Origin of the sequence: Streptomyces hygroscopicus subsp. hygroscopicus, assembly GCF_001553455.1 — a bacterium.
Classification (GTDB): domain Bacteria; phylum Actinomycetota; class Actinomycetes; order Streptomycetales; family Streptomycetaceae; genus Streptomyces; species Streptomyces hygroscopicus.
Genome location: NZ_BBOX01000105.1, coordinates 1 through 17,771, shown reverse-complemented (window position 1 = coordinate 17,771; position 17,771 = coordinate 1). Strand labels below are relative to the sequence as shown.

At 73.6% G+C, this 17,771-nt stretch carries 18 protein-coding genes and 2 pseudogenes; 13 read left to right on the top strand and 7 right to left on the bottom strand.

The annotated features are described in order from the left end of the window. Positions 1–9: 9 nt before the first annotated feature. A complete protein-coding gene (locus AXW62_RS11575) occupies positions 10–864 on the top strand; it encodes an SCO6745 family protein (RefSeq protein WP_060944429.1) in 855 nt (284 codons plus the stop codon). 276 nt (positions 865–1,140) lie between these two features. Here the strand turns inward: AXW62_RS11575 and AXW62_RS11570 are convergent, their stop codons facing one another. The 3 genes from AXW62_RS11570 to AXW62_RS11560 all read right to left on the bottom strand — a co-directional run bounded on the left by AXW62_RS11570 (position 1,141) and on the right by AXW62_RS11560 (position 3,965). Then, positions 1,141–1,905, bottom strand: coding sequence for an SDR family oxidoreductase (locus AXW62_RS11570; RefSeq protein ID WP_060944428.1), 765 nt, complete (start codon positions 1,903–1,905; stop codon positions 1,141–1,143). Positions 1,906–2,253: 348 nt separating this feature from the next. Then, positions 2,254–2,994, bottom strand: coding sequence for an SOS response-associated peptidase (locus AXW62_RS11565; protein WP_060944427.1), 741 nt, complete (start codon positions 2,992–2,994; stop codon positions 2,254–2,256). A gap of 395 nt (positions 2,995–3,389) precedes the next feature. Next, a complete protein-coding gene (locus AXW62_RS11560; protein WP_060944426.1) occupies positions 3,390–3,965 on the bottom strand; it encodes a helix-turn-helix domain-containing protein in 576 nt (191 codons plus the stop codon). A 48-nt stretch (positions 3,966–4,013) separates the two neighbouring features. On the opposite strand from AXW62_RS11560, the gene AXW62_RS11555 reads away from it, so the two are divergent. After that, a complete protein-coding gene (locus AXW62_RS11555; RefSeq protein ID WP_060944425.1) occupies positions 4,014–4,961 on the top strand; it encodes a class I SAM-dependent methyltransferase in 948 nt (315 codons plus the stop codon). A 105-nt stretch (positions 4,962–5,066) separates the two neighbouring features. On the opposite strand, the gene AXW62_RS11550 is transcribed toward AXW62_RS11555, so the two are convergent. The 3 genes from AXW62_RS11550 to AXW62_RS11540 all read right to left on the bottom strand — a co-directional run bounded on the left by AXW62_RS11550 (position 5,067) and on the right by AXW62_RS11540 (position 6,617). Further along, complete coding sequence (locus AXW62_RS11550; RefSeq protein WP_060944424.1) at positions 5,067–5,453, bottom strand: VOC family protein; 387 nt, start codon at positions 5,451–5,453, stop codon at positions 5,067–5,069. Continuing rightward, a complete protein-coding gene (locus AXW62_RS11545; protein WP_060944423.1) occupies positions 5,450–5,743 on the bottom strand; it encodes an ArsR/SmtB family transcription factor in 294 nt (97 codons plus the stop codon). Before AXW62_RS11545 ends, AXW62_RS11550 begins: the two co-directional genes overlap by 4 nt. 73 nt (positions 5,744–5,816) lie before the next feature. Continuing rightward, positions 5,817–6,617 carry an alpha/beta fold hydrolase gene (locus AXW62_RS11540; RefSeq protein WP_060944422.1) on the bottom strand — a complete coding sequence of 267 codons (801 nt, stop codon included), beginning with the start codon at positions 6,615–6,617 and terminating at the stop codon, positions 5,817–5,819. A gap of 160 nt (positions 6,618–6,777) precedes the next feature. Between AXW62_RS11540 and AXW62_RS11535 the strand changes: the two genes are divergently transcribed. Continuing rightward, complete coding sequence (locus AXW62_RS11535) at positions 6,778–7,662, top strand: helix-turn-helix domain-containing protein (protein WP_060944421.1); 885 nt, start codon at positions 6,778–6,780, stop codon at positions 7,660–7,662. Between the two features lie 94 nt (positions 7,663–7,756). On the opposite strand, the gene AXW62_RS11530 is transcribed toward AXW62_RS11535, so the two are convergent. Next, positions 7,757–8,185, bottom strand: coding sequence for a pyridoxamine 5'-phosphate oxidase family protein (locus AXW62_RS11530; RefSeq protein ID WP_060944420.1), 429 nt, complete (start codon positions 8,183–8,185; stop codon positions 7,757–7,759). 248 nt (positions 8,186–8,433) lie between these two features. On the opposite strand from AXW62_RS11530, the pseudogene AXW62_RS11525 reads away from it, so the two are divergent. The 10 genes and pseudogenes from AXW62_RS11525 to AXW62_RS11480 all read left to right on the top strand — a co-directional run. After that, positions 8,434–9,375: pseudogene (locus tag AXW62_RS11525) on the top strand (cupin domain-containing protein); the annotation flags it as partial. 380 nt (positions 9,376–9,755) lie between these two features. Next, on the top strand, positions 9,756–10,148 hold the full coding sequence (locus tag AXW62_RS11520) for a helix-turn-helix domain-containing protein (RefSeq protein ID WP_174556380.1): 393 nt from the start codon (positions 9,756–9,758) through the stop codon (positions 10,146–10,148). 129 nt (positions 10,149–10,277) lie between these two features. Continuing rightward, entirely contained in the window at positions 10,278–10,688 is a 411-nt protein-coding gene (locus AXW62_RS11515) for a VOC family protein (RefSeq protein WP_060944418.1), read from the top strand. Between the two features lie 867 nt (positions 10,689–11,555). Next, positions 11,556–12,350: an alpha/beta fold hydrolase gene (locus AXW62_RS11510; RefSeq protein WP_060944417.1), complete on the top strand. Its 795-nt coding sequence runs from the start codon at positions 11,556–11,558 to the stop codon at positions 12,348–12,350. Between the two features lie 208 nt (positions 12,351–12,558). Further along, entirely contained in the window at positions 12,559–13,299 is a 741-nt protein-coding gene (locus AXW62_RS11505; protein ID WP_060944416.1) for a class I SAM-dependent methyltransferase, read from the top strand. Between the two features lie 284 nt (positions 13,300–13,583). Continuing rightward, the gene (locus AXW62_RS11500; RefSeq protein WP_079105393.1) at positions 13,584–14,612 is read left to right on the top strand and encodes a GlxA family transcriptional regulator; all 1,029 of its coding nucleotides are present in this window, start codon (positions 13,584–13,586) and stop codon (positions 14,610–14,612) included. A gap of 231 nt (positions 14,613–14,843) precedes the next feature. Next, positions 14,844–15,281, top strand: coding sequence for a glutaredoxin domain-containing protein (locus AXW62_RS11495; RefSeq protein WP_060944415.1), 438 nt, complete (start codon positions 14,844–14,846; stop codon positions 15,279–15,281). 178 nt (positions 15,282–15,459) lie between these two features. Next, on the top strand, positions 15,460–15,867 hold the full coding sequence (locus AXW62_RS11490) for a YciI family protein (protein ID WP_060944414.1): 408 nt from the start codon (positions 15,460–15,462) through the stop codon (positions 15,865–15,867). Positions 15,868–15,875: 8 nt separating this feature from the next. Next, positions 15,876–17,015 (top strand): RNA polymerase sigma factor, encoded by a 1,140-nt coding sequence (locus AXW62_RS11485; RefSeq protein ID WP_060944413.1) that lies wholly within the window; start codon positions 15,876–15,878, stop codon positions 17,013–17,015. Between the two features lie 364 nt (positions 17,016–17,379). After that, a pseudogene (locus AXW62_RS11480) lies at positions 17,380–17,771 on the top strand (DUF4232 domain-containing protein); the annotation flags it as partial.

The window sequence follows — 17,771 nt, the reverse complement described above, 5'->3', positions numbered from 1 at the left end:
GAGACGACCATGGACACCACCGCCGGCCGACGCTGCCACCACGCCATCAACCCCGTGCACGTGGCGATGTACTTCGCACCGGAACCCAAGGACGAACTCGCGGCGCTCGGGCTGGAGGAAGGGCCCATGTCCTACCTCGCCGGCCGCGCAGCGCCACTCGGAACGGTCGACGCGGGCACGGTCACGGCCACGTTCTACAACTTCAACCACGAGCACGTGGCCCGGTACATCCCCGCGGCGTGGACGGTCACCACACCGGAGGCGGTGCTCGGCGCGCGGCTGCGCGGCGCGGACGGGATGCTGCGGCGGCTGCTCGGACAAGAGGCGCTCGTCTCCAAGGAGATGGCCGAGGCGGCCGAGCTGGCGCTGCGTGCCACCGAGGCGGGCCGCCGCGAGGGGCGGGCGCTGTACGCCGCGAACGCCGGCCTCCCCGTACCCGAGGAACCGCACCTGGCCCTGTGGCACGCCGCGACGCTGCTGCGCGAGCACCGGGGTGACGGCCACCTCGCCGCCCTGGCGGTGGCCGGCCTGTCCGGGATCGAGGCACTGGTCCTGCACAACGCCACCGGCCAGACGGTGACATCGGCCGTCCTCAAGCAGACCCGCGGATGGTCCACCGAGCAGTGGACCGCCGCCCGGGACCGGCTGCGCGAACGAGGTCTGCTGGACGACACGGGAGACCTCACGAAGGCGGGCGCGGAGCTGCGCGATGAGGCCGAGGCGCTCACCGACCGCCTCGACGCCGCCCCGTACGACCACCTCGGCCCGGCCGCCACCACACGCCTCACCGAACTGGCCGGCGCCTTCACCACAACCCTCCGGGCCGCGGGCGCCTTCCCCACACACCTCTACGGCAAGGGCTGAAGCACCCGGCCGGCCCGTTCCGCGACGGCCCCGGCCGGGCCACGGGGCAGCGGGCGGGGCCGGTCCCGGCGGAGGGCCCGGTTCGGCAACCCCCGCGCTCACCCGGGCCCTCCGCCGGGACCGGCCTGTCCGGCGATCAGGGACCGGTGAGCAGGCCGTCGAGTGGGGCGGGTCCGGACGGCACGGTGGGGATTTTCCCCCGGCGCGCCGATCGATTGCCGTCCGTGGCGGCCGGGTCCGGCAGGGCGCCGCCGGACGGCCGTCCGGGAAGCGCGGTCACCTGGCGTGCGGGTCCGAGGCGTTGAGCGTCCGGACGACCTGGTCGTAGTCGCCGCGTGCCTCGCCGTGGCGCAGGAACTTCACCCGCTCGACCTGGATCTCCTTCGCGTCGGGCTCGGCCTCCAGCAGGGCGATGACCTCCGCCACGAACTCGTCCAGCGGCATGGCCAGTTCGTTGTCCTCCTGGCCGGGCAGCAGCTCGGTACGCACGGACGGCGGCACCAGCTCCTTGACGCGCACGCTGGTGTCGGCCAGTTGCAGCCGGATCGACTCACTGAGCATGTGGATCGCTGCCTTGGAGGCGTTGTAGCTGGGGGTGACCTTGAGCGGCGCGAACGCGAGGCCCGAGGAGACGGTGACGATCGTGGCGTCCGGCCGCGACCGCAGGTGCTCGATGAACGCGGCGATGAGCCGGATCGGGCCGAGCACGTTGGTCGTCACCACGGACTCGGCGGACGCGAGGAACGTCTCGGGCCGGTGCCAGTCCTCGATGCGCATGATCCCGGCCATCGTGACCAGGACGTTGAGGTCCGGATGCCGGTGCAGCACCTCTTCGGCGGCGGCCGCGACGCTCGCGGCGTCCGCGGTGTCGATCCGGACGGTGTCGATACCGGGGTGCTCCGCGGCGATCTTCTCGAGCAGTTCGGCGCGGCGCCCTCCGATGATGACGGTGTTTCCCTTGGCTCGCAGCGCGAGGGCGAGGGCGAGACCGATGCCGCTGGTGGAACCCGGGATGAAGATGGTGTTTCCGGAGATGTTCATGACGTTCTTCCTCAAGGGGGCGTGTCGGGGTGGCGGCGCGGAGGTTCGCCGAGGCGGGGTGCTCCGAACGTCGGGCACCCTCACCGCGAAGCAGCGCTGCGCGGCCGGTGGAGCCGGTGGCCTTTCCCACCATGGGCCCTCCCGCCACGGGTAACCAGTGGCCCTTCACCCAGGGGCTGAGAGCCCCTGTCTCGGCCCGGCGGCCGATCGCAGGACCCGGCCCGGCCCGGCCCGCCCCGGCGTGGGCAGTGGCCCGGCGGCGCGTCCGGGTGGCGCGGGGCGCGTCCGGGTGGCGCGGGGCGCGTCCGGGTGGCGCGGGGCGCGTCCGCACCGGATACCGCGGCGTGCCTACGCGGTGACCTCGTCCAGGAGGTGCGGGCCGTTGTTGCGGGTGTTGTTCACCGCCGTCGAGACGGGCCGCGCGTTCAGGTGGCCGTCCGCGGGCCGGGTGAGCAGCCCCCGCAGCTCGTCGGCGTCGTCGCGGTGCGGGTCGAGCCAGGCGTCGTAGTGGTCCGGTGTCAGTGCGAGCGGCATGCGGGGGTGGATGCGGCCGGCCGCGTCGGTGGCATCGGTGGTGATGATGGTGCAGGTCATCAGCCAGGCGGCCGGGTCGTCGTCCCCGCCTTCCGGGTCGCGCCAGTACTCGTACAGGCCGGCGAGGGCCATCACCTGCCCATCGGCCGGGTAAAGGAAATACGGCCGTTTGCGGGGCTTGCCACGCTCGTCGTCGCGCAGCCGCTGCCACTCGTAGAAGCCATCGGCCGGGAGCAGGCAACGGCGCCGGGCGAAGGCGCGGCGGTAGGCGGGCTTCTCATGCACGGTCTCCACTCGTGCGTTGATCAACCGGGCCCCGATCTTCGGGTCTTCCGCCCAGGAGGGCACCAGACCCCACCGCAGCGGCCGCAGCTCCCTTCGCACCGGGCCCCCGCCGCCGTCCTGGCGCGGGGCGCGCTCGAGGACGGCGTAGACCTGGTCGGTGGGGGCGACGTTCCAGTTCGGTGCCAGCGTCTCCTCCGAGCGCCAGTCGGTGACGCCGAAGAGCCGGGTCACCTCCTGTGGAGCGCGGGTGGACACGTAACGGCCGCACATATCACCACTGTGCCACGCACCCGTCCGGGGCGGCGGATCCGCCGGCACACGGCCGGAGGGGTGCCCCGGCGCGGGCCGCCGACGCGTGTGCGGCAGGGCGCGGCGTCCGTCTGCCGGAAGGGCGAGGGCCCGGGCCCCGTACGCAGGGGCCTGGGCCTGAGCCCCGTACGTAGGGGCCTGAGCCCCGTACGTTCCGCTCCGGGCCCAGACCAGGGCAGCCCCGCAGGCGGTGCGGACCAGTCAGGGGGAGTGGCAGCGCCCGCCTCCGGCGAACCGGTCCCACGGCCCGTCTCACGCACGTCCGGCTGAGAACAGCGGACCCGGACAGATGACAGGGCCAGGGCAGTGGCAGGGCAGGTGGCGGATGGCAGGCACACCGCCCGCCGGACGGTGCCTCAACGGTCCGAGGCGCGCTCGCGCAGATGGGTGCGGCGGGCCTCCTGGTCGAAGATGCCCAGGAGTTCGGCGGGCCCGCCCAGCGCACCCACCGCGTGCGGAAGCATGGTCGGGAACTCGGCCGCCTGCCCCTGCTCGATCCTCAGCCGCCGCTCCCCCAGCAGCAGCTCGACCGTGCCCGACAACACGGTGAACCACTCCCTGCCCGGATGGGCCCGCAGCCCCGCCAGGCCCTCCGGCGGCGGACCCGTCAGCCTCATCCGGGCCACGGTGACACCGGGCTCTCCGCGCAGCGCCCACAGGGTCAGGCCGCGCGTGGCGTCGTGGGTGGGGTTGGTGACGACATCGTCGGCGACGGTCTCGACGAGCTGGTCGAGCGAGGTCCCCAGGGCACGGGCGATCGCGGTGAGCTGGTCGAGGGCGATCCGGCGGTGGCCGGTCTCGATGCGGCTGAGTGTGGAGGGGCTGAGGTGGCAGCGGGCGGCGAGGTCGTCGAGAGACCAGCCGCGTGCGGCCCGCAGCGCGCGGATCCGCTTGCGCACCAGGCCGTCCACACCATCGGTTCCTTGCGTCATGGGCAAGAGGGTATGCGTTCTCCGCAAGCCCCTCGTACCGTCGACCGCATGACACATCCCGCACCCCACCACCCCGGCCCGTCCGAGCCGCACGGCACGTCGGCCCCGGGCCACGACCACTGCCATGGCCACGCCCCCGGGGAGGGCCACCACGCGCACGGTGCCGATCCGGACAGCGGTCTGGCGGACATGCTCGACCTCGACGCCGAGCTGTTCGCCGAGCACCTGGCCGACCTCACCGGCCGGCTGGCCCGGCTGGCCGGGCGCGCGGTCACGCACATCGTCGACCTGGGCGCGGGAACCGGTACCGGCACGTTCGCGCTCCTGCGACGGTTCCCCACCGCCCGGGTGACCGCCGTCGACAGCTCCCCGGGGATGCTCGCCCGGCTGATGGGGACGGCTCGCGCCGGAGGTCTGGGGGACCGGGTGCGCATCCTGGAGGCGGACGCCGGAACGGGCCTGCCCGGTGTCGCGGACGCGGATCTGGTGTGGGCGTCCGCCTCCCTGCACCACGTCGACGATCCTGCCGCGGCCCTCGCCGGGGTCCGGACCGCGCTCCGCCCCGGCGGGCTGCTGGCCGTGGCCGAACTCGACGGCCTGCCGCACTTCCTGCCCGAGGACGCGGTGGCGGACCGCCCCGGTCTGGAGGTCCGCTGCCGGGAGGCGCTGACCGCCCTCCACGCCGCACAGGTGCCGCACCTCGGGGCGGACTGGGGAACGCCGCTGACCGCGGCCGGCTTCGCCGTCGAGTACGAGGGCACCGATCGGCTGGAACTGCGCGCCCCGCTGCCCGCGAGCGCCGGGCGCTACGCGCATCTCGTCCTCAGCCGGGTCCGTGGCGCCCTTACGGACCGTGGCCGGATCGACCCCGCGGACCTCGCCGCGCTCGGCCACCTCCTCGACGGCGGCCCCCAGGACGTACGCCACCGCGACGACCTGCTCGTGCGCTCGACACGCCGGACATGGATCGCCCGCCGCCCCACCGGCACGCCCTGATCCACACCGCCGGTCCAGCGCGTCCTCCGGCACGGAAGGGCCGGTGCCGCGGCCCGCCCCGGTGTGGCGGGGCGGGCCGCGGCGCCGGCCGCCATGAGTGGCCCCTTACGCGCTGTGCACGATCTGGATCAGATTGCCGCAGGTGTCGTCCAGAACCGCGGTGGTGACCGGGCCCATCTCCAGCGGCTCCTGGGTGAAGCGCACCCCCAGCCCGCGCAGCCGGGCGAACTCCGCGTGCACATCGTCCACGGCGAAGGAGGTGGCCGGGATGCCGTCCTCGACCAGCGCCGCCTTGTACGGCCTCACCGCGGGATGGCCGTCGGGCTCCAGCAGCAGTTCGGTCCCGTCGGGATCCTCCGGCGAGACCACGGTCAGCCACCGGTCCTCACCCAGCGGGACCTCGGTCTTCTTCACGAAGCCCAGCACCTCGGTGTAGAAGCGCAGGGCCTTGTCCTGGTCATCGACGAAAACACTGGACAGGTGGATCCTCATGGGGTGCTCTCCGATGCGTCGGGTCCGAGCCACCGGGTCACGATGCGCTTCAGTGGTTCGGTGTTCAGGTCGTGGTACTTGTAGCGGCCCTGGCGCCGCGACACGACCAGACCCGCGGATTCGAGCACGGCCAGGTGCTGGCTGATCGCCTGGCGGGACAGCCCCACGCCGTGCTTGGCCATCAGCCGTCCGCAGATCTCGAACAGGGTCTGGCCGTCCCGTTCCACCAGCTCATCGAGGATGCGCCGGCGGGTGGGGTCGGCCAGTGCCTTGAACACATCCTCCGCCATGACCCCCACCATAGGCAAGTGATGACTTGCCTATCAAATGGGGCGCACTGCCACGAGGTGTTTCCCGCGCGGGTCAGCGCCGAACGGCCGCGAGGAAGTCTCCGAGGGCCGCCGCGACGGCACCGGGGGCTTCCACGGGCAGCAGGTGGCCGGCGGTGGGGAGAGTCGTCAGCGTCGCGTGCGGGATGGAGGGCAGGAGGTGGTCGCGCAGCACCTGCACCGGCTCCACCACGTCGTTCTCCGCGGCCAGCACCGTCACCGGAACCTCGATGTGCTGTGCGGCGCGTGTGATGTCCTGCGCGATGCCACGCAGGGGCCACTCGTGCCGGGCCTCGGCGCCGGCCGCGAGGCTGTCGCGGATCGCGGTGGCCCGCACCTCCTCGGGCAGCGGTGTGGCGGTCAGGACGTGGTCGAGGGCGTGCCGCACCGACTCGGGCGAGTCGTAAGCGTGTGACAGGCCCTGCCGGTACTCCTCGGTCACCATGGCGGGCGGCTGCGGCGGCGCGGGCGCGACGAGCACCAGGCCGGCCAGTCCGGCCGGCCGGCGGGCCGCGAGGAGCTGACTGGCCTTGCCTCCCATCGAGTGGCCGACGAGGACGAACGGCCCCGAGACGCAGGTGTCGACCACACCGGCGAGATCGTCGGCGAGCTGGTCGAGGTGGTAGGGGCCGGGCAACGCCCGCGAACTGCCCCAGCCGCGCTGGTCGAAGCGGACCGTCGCCTGCCCGGCCGGCAGGTGGCCCAGCACACCGTTCCAGGTGTCGGCGGAGCCGCCCCAGTAGTGGACGAACACCAGCGCCGGTCCGGTGTCACCCGCCGTCCGCACGTCGAGCGACCCGCCCGCCACGGGAACCGTCATTGTCGTTTCCGTCATTGTCGTTTCCGTCATCATCGCGCCTTTCCTGTCCGCTGCGGCCGGCGGCGGTTGTGCGTCCTGCCGCAGCCTGGAACCGATAGCCTGGCCTGCTGTCAGGCTCAGCACCGACCGTATGCGAGGGGGTGTCCGCCCCTTGGCGGAAAGGAACCCGTTCGTTGTGGAAAACGGACACCGTACCGTCCGGCAACTCCCGTACCTGCCTGCCGTCGGATCCGCCTACGGAGTGGAGGTCCTCAGCTTCGCCGCGTTGCGCGCGATGGACGGCCACCGCCGTCGGGTTCAGCCGCAACGCCCCGACTTCCACGTGTTCGCTCTGATCGGCTCCGGGACCGGCAGCCACGAAGCGGACTTCCACGACTACCGGCTGGAGGAAGGCAGCGCGGTGTGGATCCGGCCGGGCATGGTGCACCGCTGGAGCGACATCGACGCCTGCGACGGCCCACTGGTCCTCTTCCGGCCCGGCTTCCTTCCCGGCTTCACAGCGCCGGAGGCCACCACACCCGCCTGCTGGCACCTGGACCGGCAACGCCTGTCCCTCGCCATGCTCGCGGCCGAACACCTCGACCGCGAGCACGGCGCGGCGGTGCGGACACCACGCCTGGCGTCTCCCGCACTGCTCTCCCATCTGCTGGCGGCGCTGCTGCTGCGCGCCCTGCCCGACACACCGGCCCCGACCGGCGCGGCCCGGTCCGGCAACCGGCACACCGATGTGTTCCGCGCCTACCGGGCCGCTGTCGAAGAGCACTTCACCGACTGGCACCACGTGGCCGACTACGCGCGGGCACTGGGCTACGACGTGCGCACCCTCACCCGGGCCACGCGTGCCGCCACGGGCACGGGCGCCAAAGCCTTCCTCGACCAGCGCATCCTGCTGGAAGCCAAAAGACTGCTCGCCCACACCGACCTGCCGGTCGGCGGCTGCGCCCGGCGCCTGGGCTTCCGGGACGTCGGCAACTTCACCACGTTCTTCCGACGCCAGGCGGGCGTACCCCCCGCCGCCTGGCGCGCCGCACACGGCACAGCCGGCGCCGACGGCGTCTGACACCCCGGCGGCCGACCGACGATGTGACACAGCTGTGCGGGGCCGTCATGCCGCCTGGCGACCGGTCAGGTGAACGGGGGGGTGGCCGGGGAGGTCAATACTGGTAGCGGCGCACGGTCTCCGGGTGGATGACGAGACGAACCTGGTCCGCGGCCATGATGGCGGCGAGGTCCGCGGCGCGAACCGGGTCCTCGAGGTCCCAGTAGCGAGCGGCCAGGCGTGCGCACAGGTCGTGCGCTCCCTCGGGTTCCACCGTGGTACGGCCGGCCACCGACAGCCAGCGCTCGCGTTCGCCCACTGGGGCGGCGACGACGATCGAGGCGCGGGGGTCGCGGCGCAGGCGCCGCACCTTGAGCGAGTCCGGGGCCGTGAACAGCTGGATCGTTCCCTCGTCGGTGGCCTCGAACCACACCGGCCGGGGCTGCGGCGGGAGCGGCCCCCCGGCCACGGACAGGAACCCGTGCAGGGGGCGTCGGAGGAACTCGAGGTCCTGGGTGGTCAGCGAACTGGCGTCGGTGCTCATCACAGCCCTTCCGATCGGCGAGGGGAATGGTTCCGAGGCCGTCGCACACGTCGCGCGGGTCGCGCAGTCACACACGTCGCACACGTCGCGCAGTCGGGCACGTCGCGCACGTCGCGCACGTCGCGCACGTCGCGCAAGGCGTCGGCTCGTTCGGAACGGGGTTTCCGACGACGATTGAACACGACCGGCTCGGACGAGCCCATGGGCGAGAAGCCGGATCGCCTGTGTATTCGTCTAACCTCACCGAGGTGGACGCGTTCAGTGACCTGATCCGTGGGGTGCGGGCCCATGGCTCGTTGTTCGGCAGCTCGACCCTGTCCCCGCCCTGGGCCCTGCACTTCGTGGACGGCGCGCCGCTGACCCTGTGCACCGTCCTCGGCGGGGCGGGCTGGATCGTGCCGGAGCACCGTCCGCCCGAGCCGCTTCGCGCCCGCGAGACGATCATCGTGCGCGGCCCCGCGACGTTCACCTTCGTCGACGAGGTCGGCACCCGGGCCGAACCGATCGCGTACGGCGAGCACTGCGCGGCGCCCGAGCAGGGCGGGACCCAGCACCGGCGCGGCTGGACCGACCGCGGCGGGGACGCCGGCGCCGGCCACGGTGCGACGACCCTGATCGTCGGCGCCTATCCGGTGCGCGGCGAGATCAGCCGCCGACTGCTGGACGCGCTGCCCGTCGTGCTGCGCGCGGACGCCGGGGGCACGTCCGACGCCGTGCTGGACCACCTCGCCGCCGAGGTCGCCGTCGACACACCGGGCCAGCAGGTGGTACTCGACCGGCTGCTGGACTGGATGCTGGTCTGCACGCTGCGCGAGTGGTTCGACCGGCCCGGCGGCGAGCCCCCGGCCTGGTGGGCCGCCCAGCGGGACCCGGTGGTCGGCGAGGCGCTGCGGCTGCTGCACGCCGAACCGGCGGCACCGTGGACGGTCGCCGCGCTGGCCGAGCACACCGGGGTATCGCGTTCGACGCTGGCCAAGCGGTTCGCCGACCTGGTCGGCGAACCGCCGCTGACCTACCTCACCCGCTGGCGTATGACGCTCGCGGCAGACCTGCTGGTCGAGCAGGAGTCCACGACCGTCGCGGACATCGCCCGCGCCGTGGGGTACTCCGACCCGTTCGGGTTCAGCGCGGCGTTCAAACGGGTCCGAGGCGTCAACCCGAGCGAGTTCCGGCGCACCGTGGCCGGCGCCTCCCCGGCGGCCGGGCGGCCCGTTCCGGCCCGCACCACCCCGGTCGGCTCAAACGCTCGAACCAGGGCGTTCACCGGGCCTGTGGGACCGCGGCCCCGGTGGCCGGACCCGGTGTCTCATGGCGATGTCGGGCCAGGGCCGGTCGCGCCTGAACCCCCGAGGGGCGGTGGCAGCCGTCACGGCCCCTGGCGCCACCGCCCGGCGCCCCACCGCCCCTCGCGCCGGAGCCACGAGCGCCGGAGCCACGAGCGCCGGAGCCACGAGCGCCGGGGCCACGAGCGCCGGGGCGATGTCCATGCGCGGCCGTGGCTCCACGGACCGGTTCCCACGGCTGTGGGTGTCGGCTGTCGGTGTCGGCGGGACGTGGTGGGATGGGCACCGTGAGCCGCGCCGCAGAAGAGACCAACCGCCGTATGCTCCGGGCACGGGACGCGATGGACCGCGACTACGCGCGACCGCTGGACGTCCCGGCCCTGGCCCGGATCGCGCATGTCTCGGAGGCGCACTTCGCGCGTACCTTCCGGGCCACGTTCGGTGAGACACCGCACCGCTACCTGCAGCGCCGCCGCGTGGAGCGGGCGATGTTCCTCCTGCGGGAGACCGACCGCAGCGTGACGGACATCTGTTTCGACGTCGGCTTCGGCAGCCCGGGCACCTTCAGCCGCACGTTCCGCGACATCGTCGGCCGGTCGCCGCGGGCCTACCGCAAGGAAGCGGTGGCCGCGAGCGTGCCGACGTGCTTCACGATGTCGTGGACGCGTCCGAGCGGCTGACCGTCCAGCCGTCTCCCGGCTGTCCCTCCGCCGTCTCCGTACCGCGCCTGGGCCGTCCCCTCCGGGCCATCCGCCGACTGAGCAGTTTCGGATAAGTTTCCGTCCGGTCCGCTCGGTAGCGTGGGGGCCATGTTCAACGCCATCACGCATTCACAGATATACGTCCTCGACCAGGACGAGGCCCTCGACTTCTACGTCGGCAAGCTCGGCCTGGAGGTCGCCGCGGACGTCGACATGGGCTTCATGCGCTGGCTGGCCGTCAGCGTTCCCGGCCACCCCGAGCGGCAGATCCTGTTGGAGAGGCCGGGCGCCCCGGCGATGTTGGAGGAGACGGCGGAGCAGGTGCGTGAACTGGTGACCAAGGGCGTGATGGGCGGCTGGCTCATCTTCACCACCCCCGACTGTCGCAAGACCTACGAGACCCTGCTGTCGCAGGGCGTGGAGTTCACCGAGGAACCCACGGAGCGCCCGTACGGGATCGACTGCGGCCTGCGTGACCCGTTCGGCAACCGCATCCGCTTCACCCAGCCGAAGGGCTGAGAGGTGCCCATCCGCCTCTGACGCGACTGCGCGAGCGGGTCCCGGGCCGGTGGTCCGGGACCCGCGGTCGTCACGGCCGGGCCACATGGCGGATCCCCGGCTCCAAGCCCAGGTCGGGCCTCGCACTCCAACCCCAGGGCCGCTCCCGGGCTCCAGCCCCAGGGCGGGTGGCGGGCCCCGGCCACTCACGCCCCAAAGCGGGCCCCGCACCCATCCCCAGAGCGGGCCCCACGCTCCAAGCCCAGGACCAGTCCCGGGCTCCAAACCCAGGGCGGGTGGCGGGCCCCGGCCACTCACGCCCCAAAGCGAGCCCCGCACTCCAACCCCAGAGCGGGCCTCGCACTCCAAACCCCAGGGCCGCTCCCGGCCGCTCACGCCCCAGGGCGGGGCCCGGACACCCCTGCCCAGGACCCGGCGTGTCCATCCCCGCCGTATCCGCACGCCTCCGGGCCCGTACCCGGCCGGGCCGCCACGGGCCGGGTGGGTGCGGCGCACCCACGCCCCGGCGCACGGCCGTGATTAACGTGGCTGCCGTGGAAAGCCAGACGAAGCTCGGAGACTGCCCGCGGGCTCGCCGTGCGACGACCGCGTCGGTGGACGGGCGGTCTGAGCGATGAGGCGGTCCCTCGTCGTGCCGGGGCCCCGGCACGACGAGGGCCCCGCTCGGCCAGGCCCGCACGACCGCCCAGATCGCGACCGTCCGGAATCGCCGTCACCGAACCGGCCGCGGCTCCGCCGACGTCCTGAAGTGCCGCCCCCGCCGCGGCCACCGGCTCCCCCCTGGGCACCGGTGGCCGCGAATGAGGGGCGGTCGGCTGCCCACCCTCCTGTCACCCGCTGAACGTCCCACCGTAGAAAGATCCGCTCATGCTGCTTCCCTCCGATGAGGCGGGCCGAGGACGACCGGTCGTCCTCCTGCACGCCCGGCCCACCGACCGCACCATGTGGAGCGCGCACCTCCCCCTGCTCGCCGAGGCGGGCGTGCGGGCCATCGCCCTGGACCTGCCCGGCCACGGCGACGCGCTCGTGCCCGACCGCCGAACGGTGGCCCCCTGGCAGGACGTGCTCGACACGCTCGACCACCTCGGGGCCGAACGCTTCGTCCTGGCCGGGAACTCACTCGGCGCGCTGGTGGCGCTCCAGGCCACCGTCACGGCACCCGAGCGGGTGGAGGGGCTGGTCCTGGTCGGATACCGGCCCCATGACCTGCCGCCCTCACCACGCCTGCAAGCGGCCTGGAACAGCGAAAGGGCGGCGCTTGCCGCCGGCGACCTGGACGCCGCGGTGCAGGCCGGTGTCAAGGCGTGGACCTCGGCCGACGCGACCGACGAGGTACGCGCGCACGCCGCCCGCATGCTCCGCCGTCAGCTGACCTCCCAGCTCGCCCACGGCGAGCCGTTGTCGGCGACGGACCCGCTGGACAACGACGGGGCGGCATTGCGCGCGCTCGCCGTCCCCGCCCTGGTCGGCGTCGGCGAACACGACATGCCCGACTTCTTCGAAGGTGGCGAGGGGCTGGCCCGCGATCTGGGCGCGGGCGAGGTCGTGGTCATCCCGGGCGCGGGACACCTCGCGCCCCTGGAACAGCCCGCGGCGTTCGGCACCCTGCTGATGGAGTTCGTCCGCCGCCTTCCCGCGCGGCCGCCGTCCGAGCCCGCCTGAGCCACGGCCTACACCACCCGCCCGCACGATCTGCCCCGTGATCCATCCCCGTGATGCGTCCGCGCGGTCCGCCCCGTGATCCGTCCGCGCGATCCGCGCACGGGTCAGCGGATCGGGCCGGCGGCGCCGACGGCCGCCTGGCCGACGGAGCCCGCCGTGCCGACCGGTACGCGTGGCAGGCCGGGCGGCCGACTGGCAGGATCCCGGCATGACGACAGCCGAGGAGCAGGAGAAGCACCGTCAGGCACACTCGTTCGGGGCCGCGGCGGACGCCTATGAGCGTGGCCGCCCGCCCTACCCGCCGGAGGCGGTGGCCTGGCTGGTGCCCGAGCACGCGCGGACCGTGGTCGATCTCGGCGCGGGCACCGGCAAGCTGACCCGCGCGCTACGGGCCCCGGGCCGGGAGGTCGTGGCGGTGGAGCCCTCGGCCGGGATGCGCGAGCGGTTCTCCCACGTGCTCCCGGAGGTGCGGGTTCTGGAGGGGACGGGAGAGTCGCTCCCGCTGCCGGACTCCAGCGCGGACGCCCTGGTCTGCGCGCAGGCGTGGCACTGGGTGAACCCGGAGCGCGCGGTACCGGAAGCCGCCCGGGTGCTGCGGTCGGGCGGGCGGCTGGGCCTGGTGTGGAACTTCCGCGACCTGTCGGTGCCCTGGGTCGCGGAGCTGGACGGGATTCTGCGCGACTACGCCGCGGCGCCGACGGAAGACCGTCAAGTGGACCGCCTGGGCGAGTGGTTCGGCCCCGTCGAGCGGCAGCGCTTCCGCTGGCACCATCCGATGACGGCCGGGGAGGTGGTGGACATGATCGCCTCCCGCAGCTACGTGATCACTCTGGAGCCCGCGACACGGGAGGAACTGCTGGGACGGGTCCGCGCGCTGCTGGACGCGGAGCGTCCGGCGGAGATGCCCTATGTGACCGAGTGCTATCGGGCCGGGCTGGGGGTGCGCTGACCGGGCGCCTCCTCGACGTGGCGTGGCGCATCGCCTCGGCAGTCCGGGGACCCGTCCCCGGACGACCCGTCCGGACACCGCGTGACACCGCACCGCTGGGTGCCGCCCCGCGGACGCGCTGAGGCTCGCTGAGGCTCCGCTCGACGCCCCGCGCGCCGAACCGGCTGCCGAATCCGGCGCGGGTTGCGGAACACGCGCGGTGATACGGCGAGGTCCGCGCGGTCACGCCCGCCGGGCGGGCGGCAGGAAGCGGCAGGAATACCCGCCCTCGTTAGGATCCTGCCATGACTGTTCATCGTGTGGCCGTGCTCGTGCTGGACGGGGTGACCCCGCTCGACCTGGCCATCCCCGCTCAGGTGTTCGCCCGGCGCCCGGACACCCCTTACCGGCTGTCGCTGTGCGCCCTGTCCGGCCAGGTCGCCACCACCAGCGGTTTCGGGCTGGTCGTCGACGCCGGACTCGACCAGGTCCGCTCCGCCGACACCGTGATCGTGCCCGGATTCGAGCCGCCGCTGCGGCCACCGCCCCAGGCGGTGCTCGACGTGCTGGCCGAGGCCCACGACCGGGGTCGGCGGGTGGTGTCGATCTGCACCGGCGCGTTCGCGCTGGCCGCCGCCGGCGTGCTGGACGGGCTGCACGCCACCACCCACTGGCAGTACGTCGACGACCTCGAACGGCGGTTCCCGGCCGTAGCGGTGGACCGCGACGTGCTCTACGTCGACGAGGGCGATGTGCTCACCTCGGCCGGGGTGTGCTGCGGCATCGACCTGTGCCTGCACATCGTGCGCCGTGACCTGGGCGCGGCCACCGCCAACCAGATGGCCCGCGGCCTGGTCGCCGCTCCCCACCGCGACGGCGGGCAGGCCCAGTACGTGCCGGCGCCCGTGGCGGGCACCGATGACACCTCCCTGGCCCGGACCCGGGCCTGGGCCCTGGAGCGAGTCGACCAGCCCCTCACCATCGGCGAACTCGCCCGCCACGCCCGCATGTCACAGCGCTCGTTCATGCGCCGGTTCACCGAGGAAACCGGGACCACACCGCTGCAGTGGCTGGTCAGCGCCCGGGTAGGGGTCGCCCGCGAACTGCTGGAGACCACCGACCACTCGATCGATCAGGTGGCACGGGAATGCGGGCTGGGCTCAGCGGCCAACCTCCGGCTGCACTTCCGACGCGTCCTGCACACCACGCCCACCGCCTACCGGAACACCTTCACACGCCGTCCCCCGGCCGAGGCTCCCGTTGCGAAGTCCCCGGGCGCCGTCGTCCGGCCCGCTCCCGGACCACTCGTGCCCCAGCCGGCCCGGTCCGGGTGACCGCCCGCCGTCCGTCCTTCCACCGCCACGGGGCGCGGCCCGGCCGCGGGTTCCGCCGCCGGCCGCCCGCGCCCCGCTGTCGGCCTTCGCCCGCCGCGCGGTGGCCGGGTACCCGTGCCCACAGCGCGTCCGGGCTCCCACCATGCAGGCGGAACTCCAGTGCACGCTCACGTGGCATTCCGCCCACACCGCCGCCGGTCCGGTGATCCCGAGTCGTTAGTCTGCGTCCTCATGACACGCGCTTGGGCCTTGCCCATACTTCTCGTGCTCAGCGGCTCGGTCGTCGCCGCTGAGCTGGTCTCCGGGGGGAACCCCGGCACGGCCGCGGCGCTCCTGCCGGTGTTCGTGATACTCGCGGGCGTACATTCGCCCCTGATGTTCCCGAGGCCGATCAGTACGCTGGAGGCGCGGCGCCGCAGCGCGGCCGACGGCCGGCCGGTCGTCTTCTGGCGACCGGGCTGCAGGTACTGCCTGCGGCTGCGCATCCGGCTGGGCCGTAGCGCCCGCCAGGTGCACTGGGTCGACATCTGGCGTGATCCGGCGGGAGCGGCAGTGGTCAGAGCGGCCAACGACGGCGATGAGACGGTGCCGACCGTCGTCGTGGCGGGCCGGCCCCACGTCAACCCCGACCCCGCGTGGGTGCGCGCACAGCTCCCCCCTTCGCCATGAACGGCCGCGCACCCGCTCGCGCCGTGCCGTGGCCCCGGACACCACGGGACGGCTCACCCGGGGTCGTTCAGAAAAATCCGAAGAAAATCCGGACCGCGATGTCGAGAACCCGTGACCGGCTCCGTCCCCGCGATGAACGCGACCACAATGGGCCGCACCAGCACCGAGGAGAAACACGATGGCCAAGTACCTGTTGCTCAAGCACTACCGCGGCGCCCCGGCAGCGGTCAACGACGTGCCCATGGACAAGTGGACGCCGGAGGAGATCTCGGCGCACGTGCAGTACATGAATGACTTCGCGGCCCGGCTCGAAGAGACCGGCGAGTTCGTGGACGGCCAGGCGCTCGCCCCCGAGGGGGCGTGGGTCCGGTACGACGGCGAGGGGCGCCCGCCGGTCACCGACGGCCCGTTCGCCGAGACCAAGGACCTCATCGCCGGCTGGATGGTGATCGACGTCGACAGCTACGAGCGCGCCGTCGAACTGGCCGGGGAGCTGTCGGCCGCCCCCGGGGCGGGTGGGGCACCGATCCACGAGTGGCTCGAAGTGCGCCCGTTCCTGACCGCGCCGCCCACCATCACGGAGTGACCTCATCGATGGACGAGGTCCTGCTGAGGAACCTCACACCGAGCGTGCTCGCGATCCTCGTCCGCCGCGGAGCCGACTTCGCGGCGGCCGAGGACGCCGTGCAGGACGCGCTGGTCGAGGCGGTCCGGGTCTGGCCGGCCGACCCGCCGCGGGACCCGAAGGGCTGGCTGGTCACCGTGGCCTGGCGCCGGTTCCTCGACACGGTCCGGGCGGACGCCGCCCGGCGCCGGCGTGAGGACCTCGTCAATGAGGAACCGGCGCCCGGGCCCGCGCCCGCGGCGGACGACACGCTCCGGCTCTACTTCCTGTGCGCCCACCCGTCGCTGACGCCCTCGTCCGCGGTCGCGCTCACCCTGCGCGCCGTCGGCGGGCTCACCACCCGCCAGATCGCCCGGGCCTACCTGGTGCCCGAGGCGACCATGGCGCAGCGCATCAGCCGGGCCAAGCGCACCGTCTCACGCCTGCGGTTCGACCAGCCAGGCGACGTCGCCACCGTGCTCCGCGTCCTCTACTTGGTCTTCAACGAGGGGTATTCGGGCGACGTCGACCTCGCCGCCGAGGCCATCCGGCTCACCCGGCAGCTCGCGGCCGTGATCGACCACCCCGAGGTGGCGGGGCTGCTCGCCCTGATGCTGCTCCACCACGCCCGGCGCGCAGCCAGGACCGCGCCCGACGGCAGTCTGGTGCCGCTCGCGGAGCAGGACCGGGGCCGGTGGGACACCGCGTCGATCGGCGAGGGCGTCGCGATCCTGCAGGCGGCCCTCGCCCGCGACCGGCTGGGCGAGTTCCAGGCCCAGGCCGCCATCGCGGCACTCCACGCCGACGCGCCCACCGCCGAGGAGACCGACTGGGTGCAGATCGTCGAGTGGTACGACGAGCTCGCGCACCTGACCGACAGCCCGATCGTCCGGCTCAACCGTGCGGTGGCCGTCGGCGAGGCGGACGGGCCGCGCGCCGGGCTGGCGGCGCTCGCGGCGCTGGACGACTCACTCCCCCGGCACACCGCGGTGGCGGCGTACCTCCACGAGCGCGACGGCGACCTGGCGACGGCGGCACGGCTGTACGCCGAGGCGGCCCAGAAGGCGCCCAACCTGGCCGAGCGCGGCCACCTGACGCGCCAGGCCGCCCGGCTCAACGCCCGCCGGTGACAACGCCCGCCGGTGACGCCGACCGGCCGCGCCCGGATCTTCCCGTGGCGGCCTGGACACTGCCCGCCACCGAAAGCGACCACCTGCCGGTGGCGGCGACGCCGTAGCTGTGACCCCGCCGCCCCAGGCGGACCGCGAAACGGCTCATGGCCGGGGCGGGGGCCGTTCCCCGCCTCCGGTGTCCCATGGCCCGGCGCGTCCCATTCCCGCATCCCACGGCGCTTGCGTTTCCCCTGGTCAGAGCATGTTTCCGCGTTCCAGTGTCCCCGACTGCCCGGCGTTCGTGGCGGCTGGGACGGATCACTCCGCAAGCTCTGGTCGTCCAAGCACCACACCCACCGCACCGCCGAAAGGGCTCACCCACATGTCCAGCGTCCGCACCTCCCGCGCCCGCCTCCTCACCACCGCCGCGGCCCTCGCGATCGGCGCCCTCTCCCTGACCGCGTGCGACGACGGATCGGGCGTCCGGGCCGAGGACGCGTCGCCGAGCACCTCATCGGCCGCGTCGCCCGGCTCCGGCTCGTCCTCCCACGACGACGCGAAGACCGGCGCCGATGCGAAGCCGACCGCGGACGGGACCGCGGCGCCGGGGAACGGCAAGACCGGCACCGGGGGCTCCGGCGGCTCCGGGGGCTCCCACAAGAGCGGCGGCAAGGCCGTCACCTGCCAGGGCTCCAACACCAAGACGGTCGCGGCTCCCTTGAACCGCCCCGTGAACCACATGCTGCTCACCGTCACCAACACCGGCGACAGCAA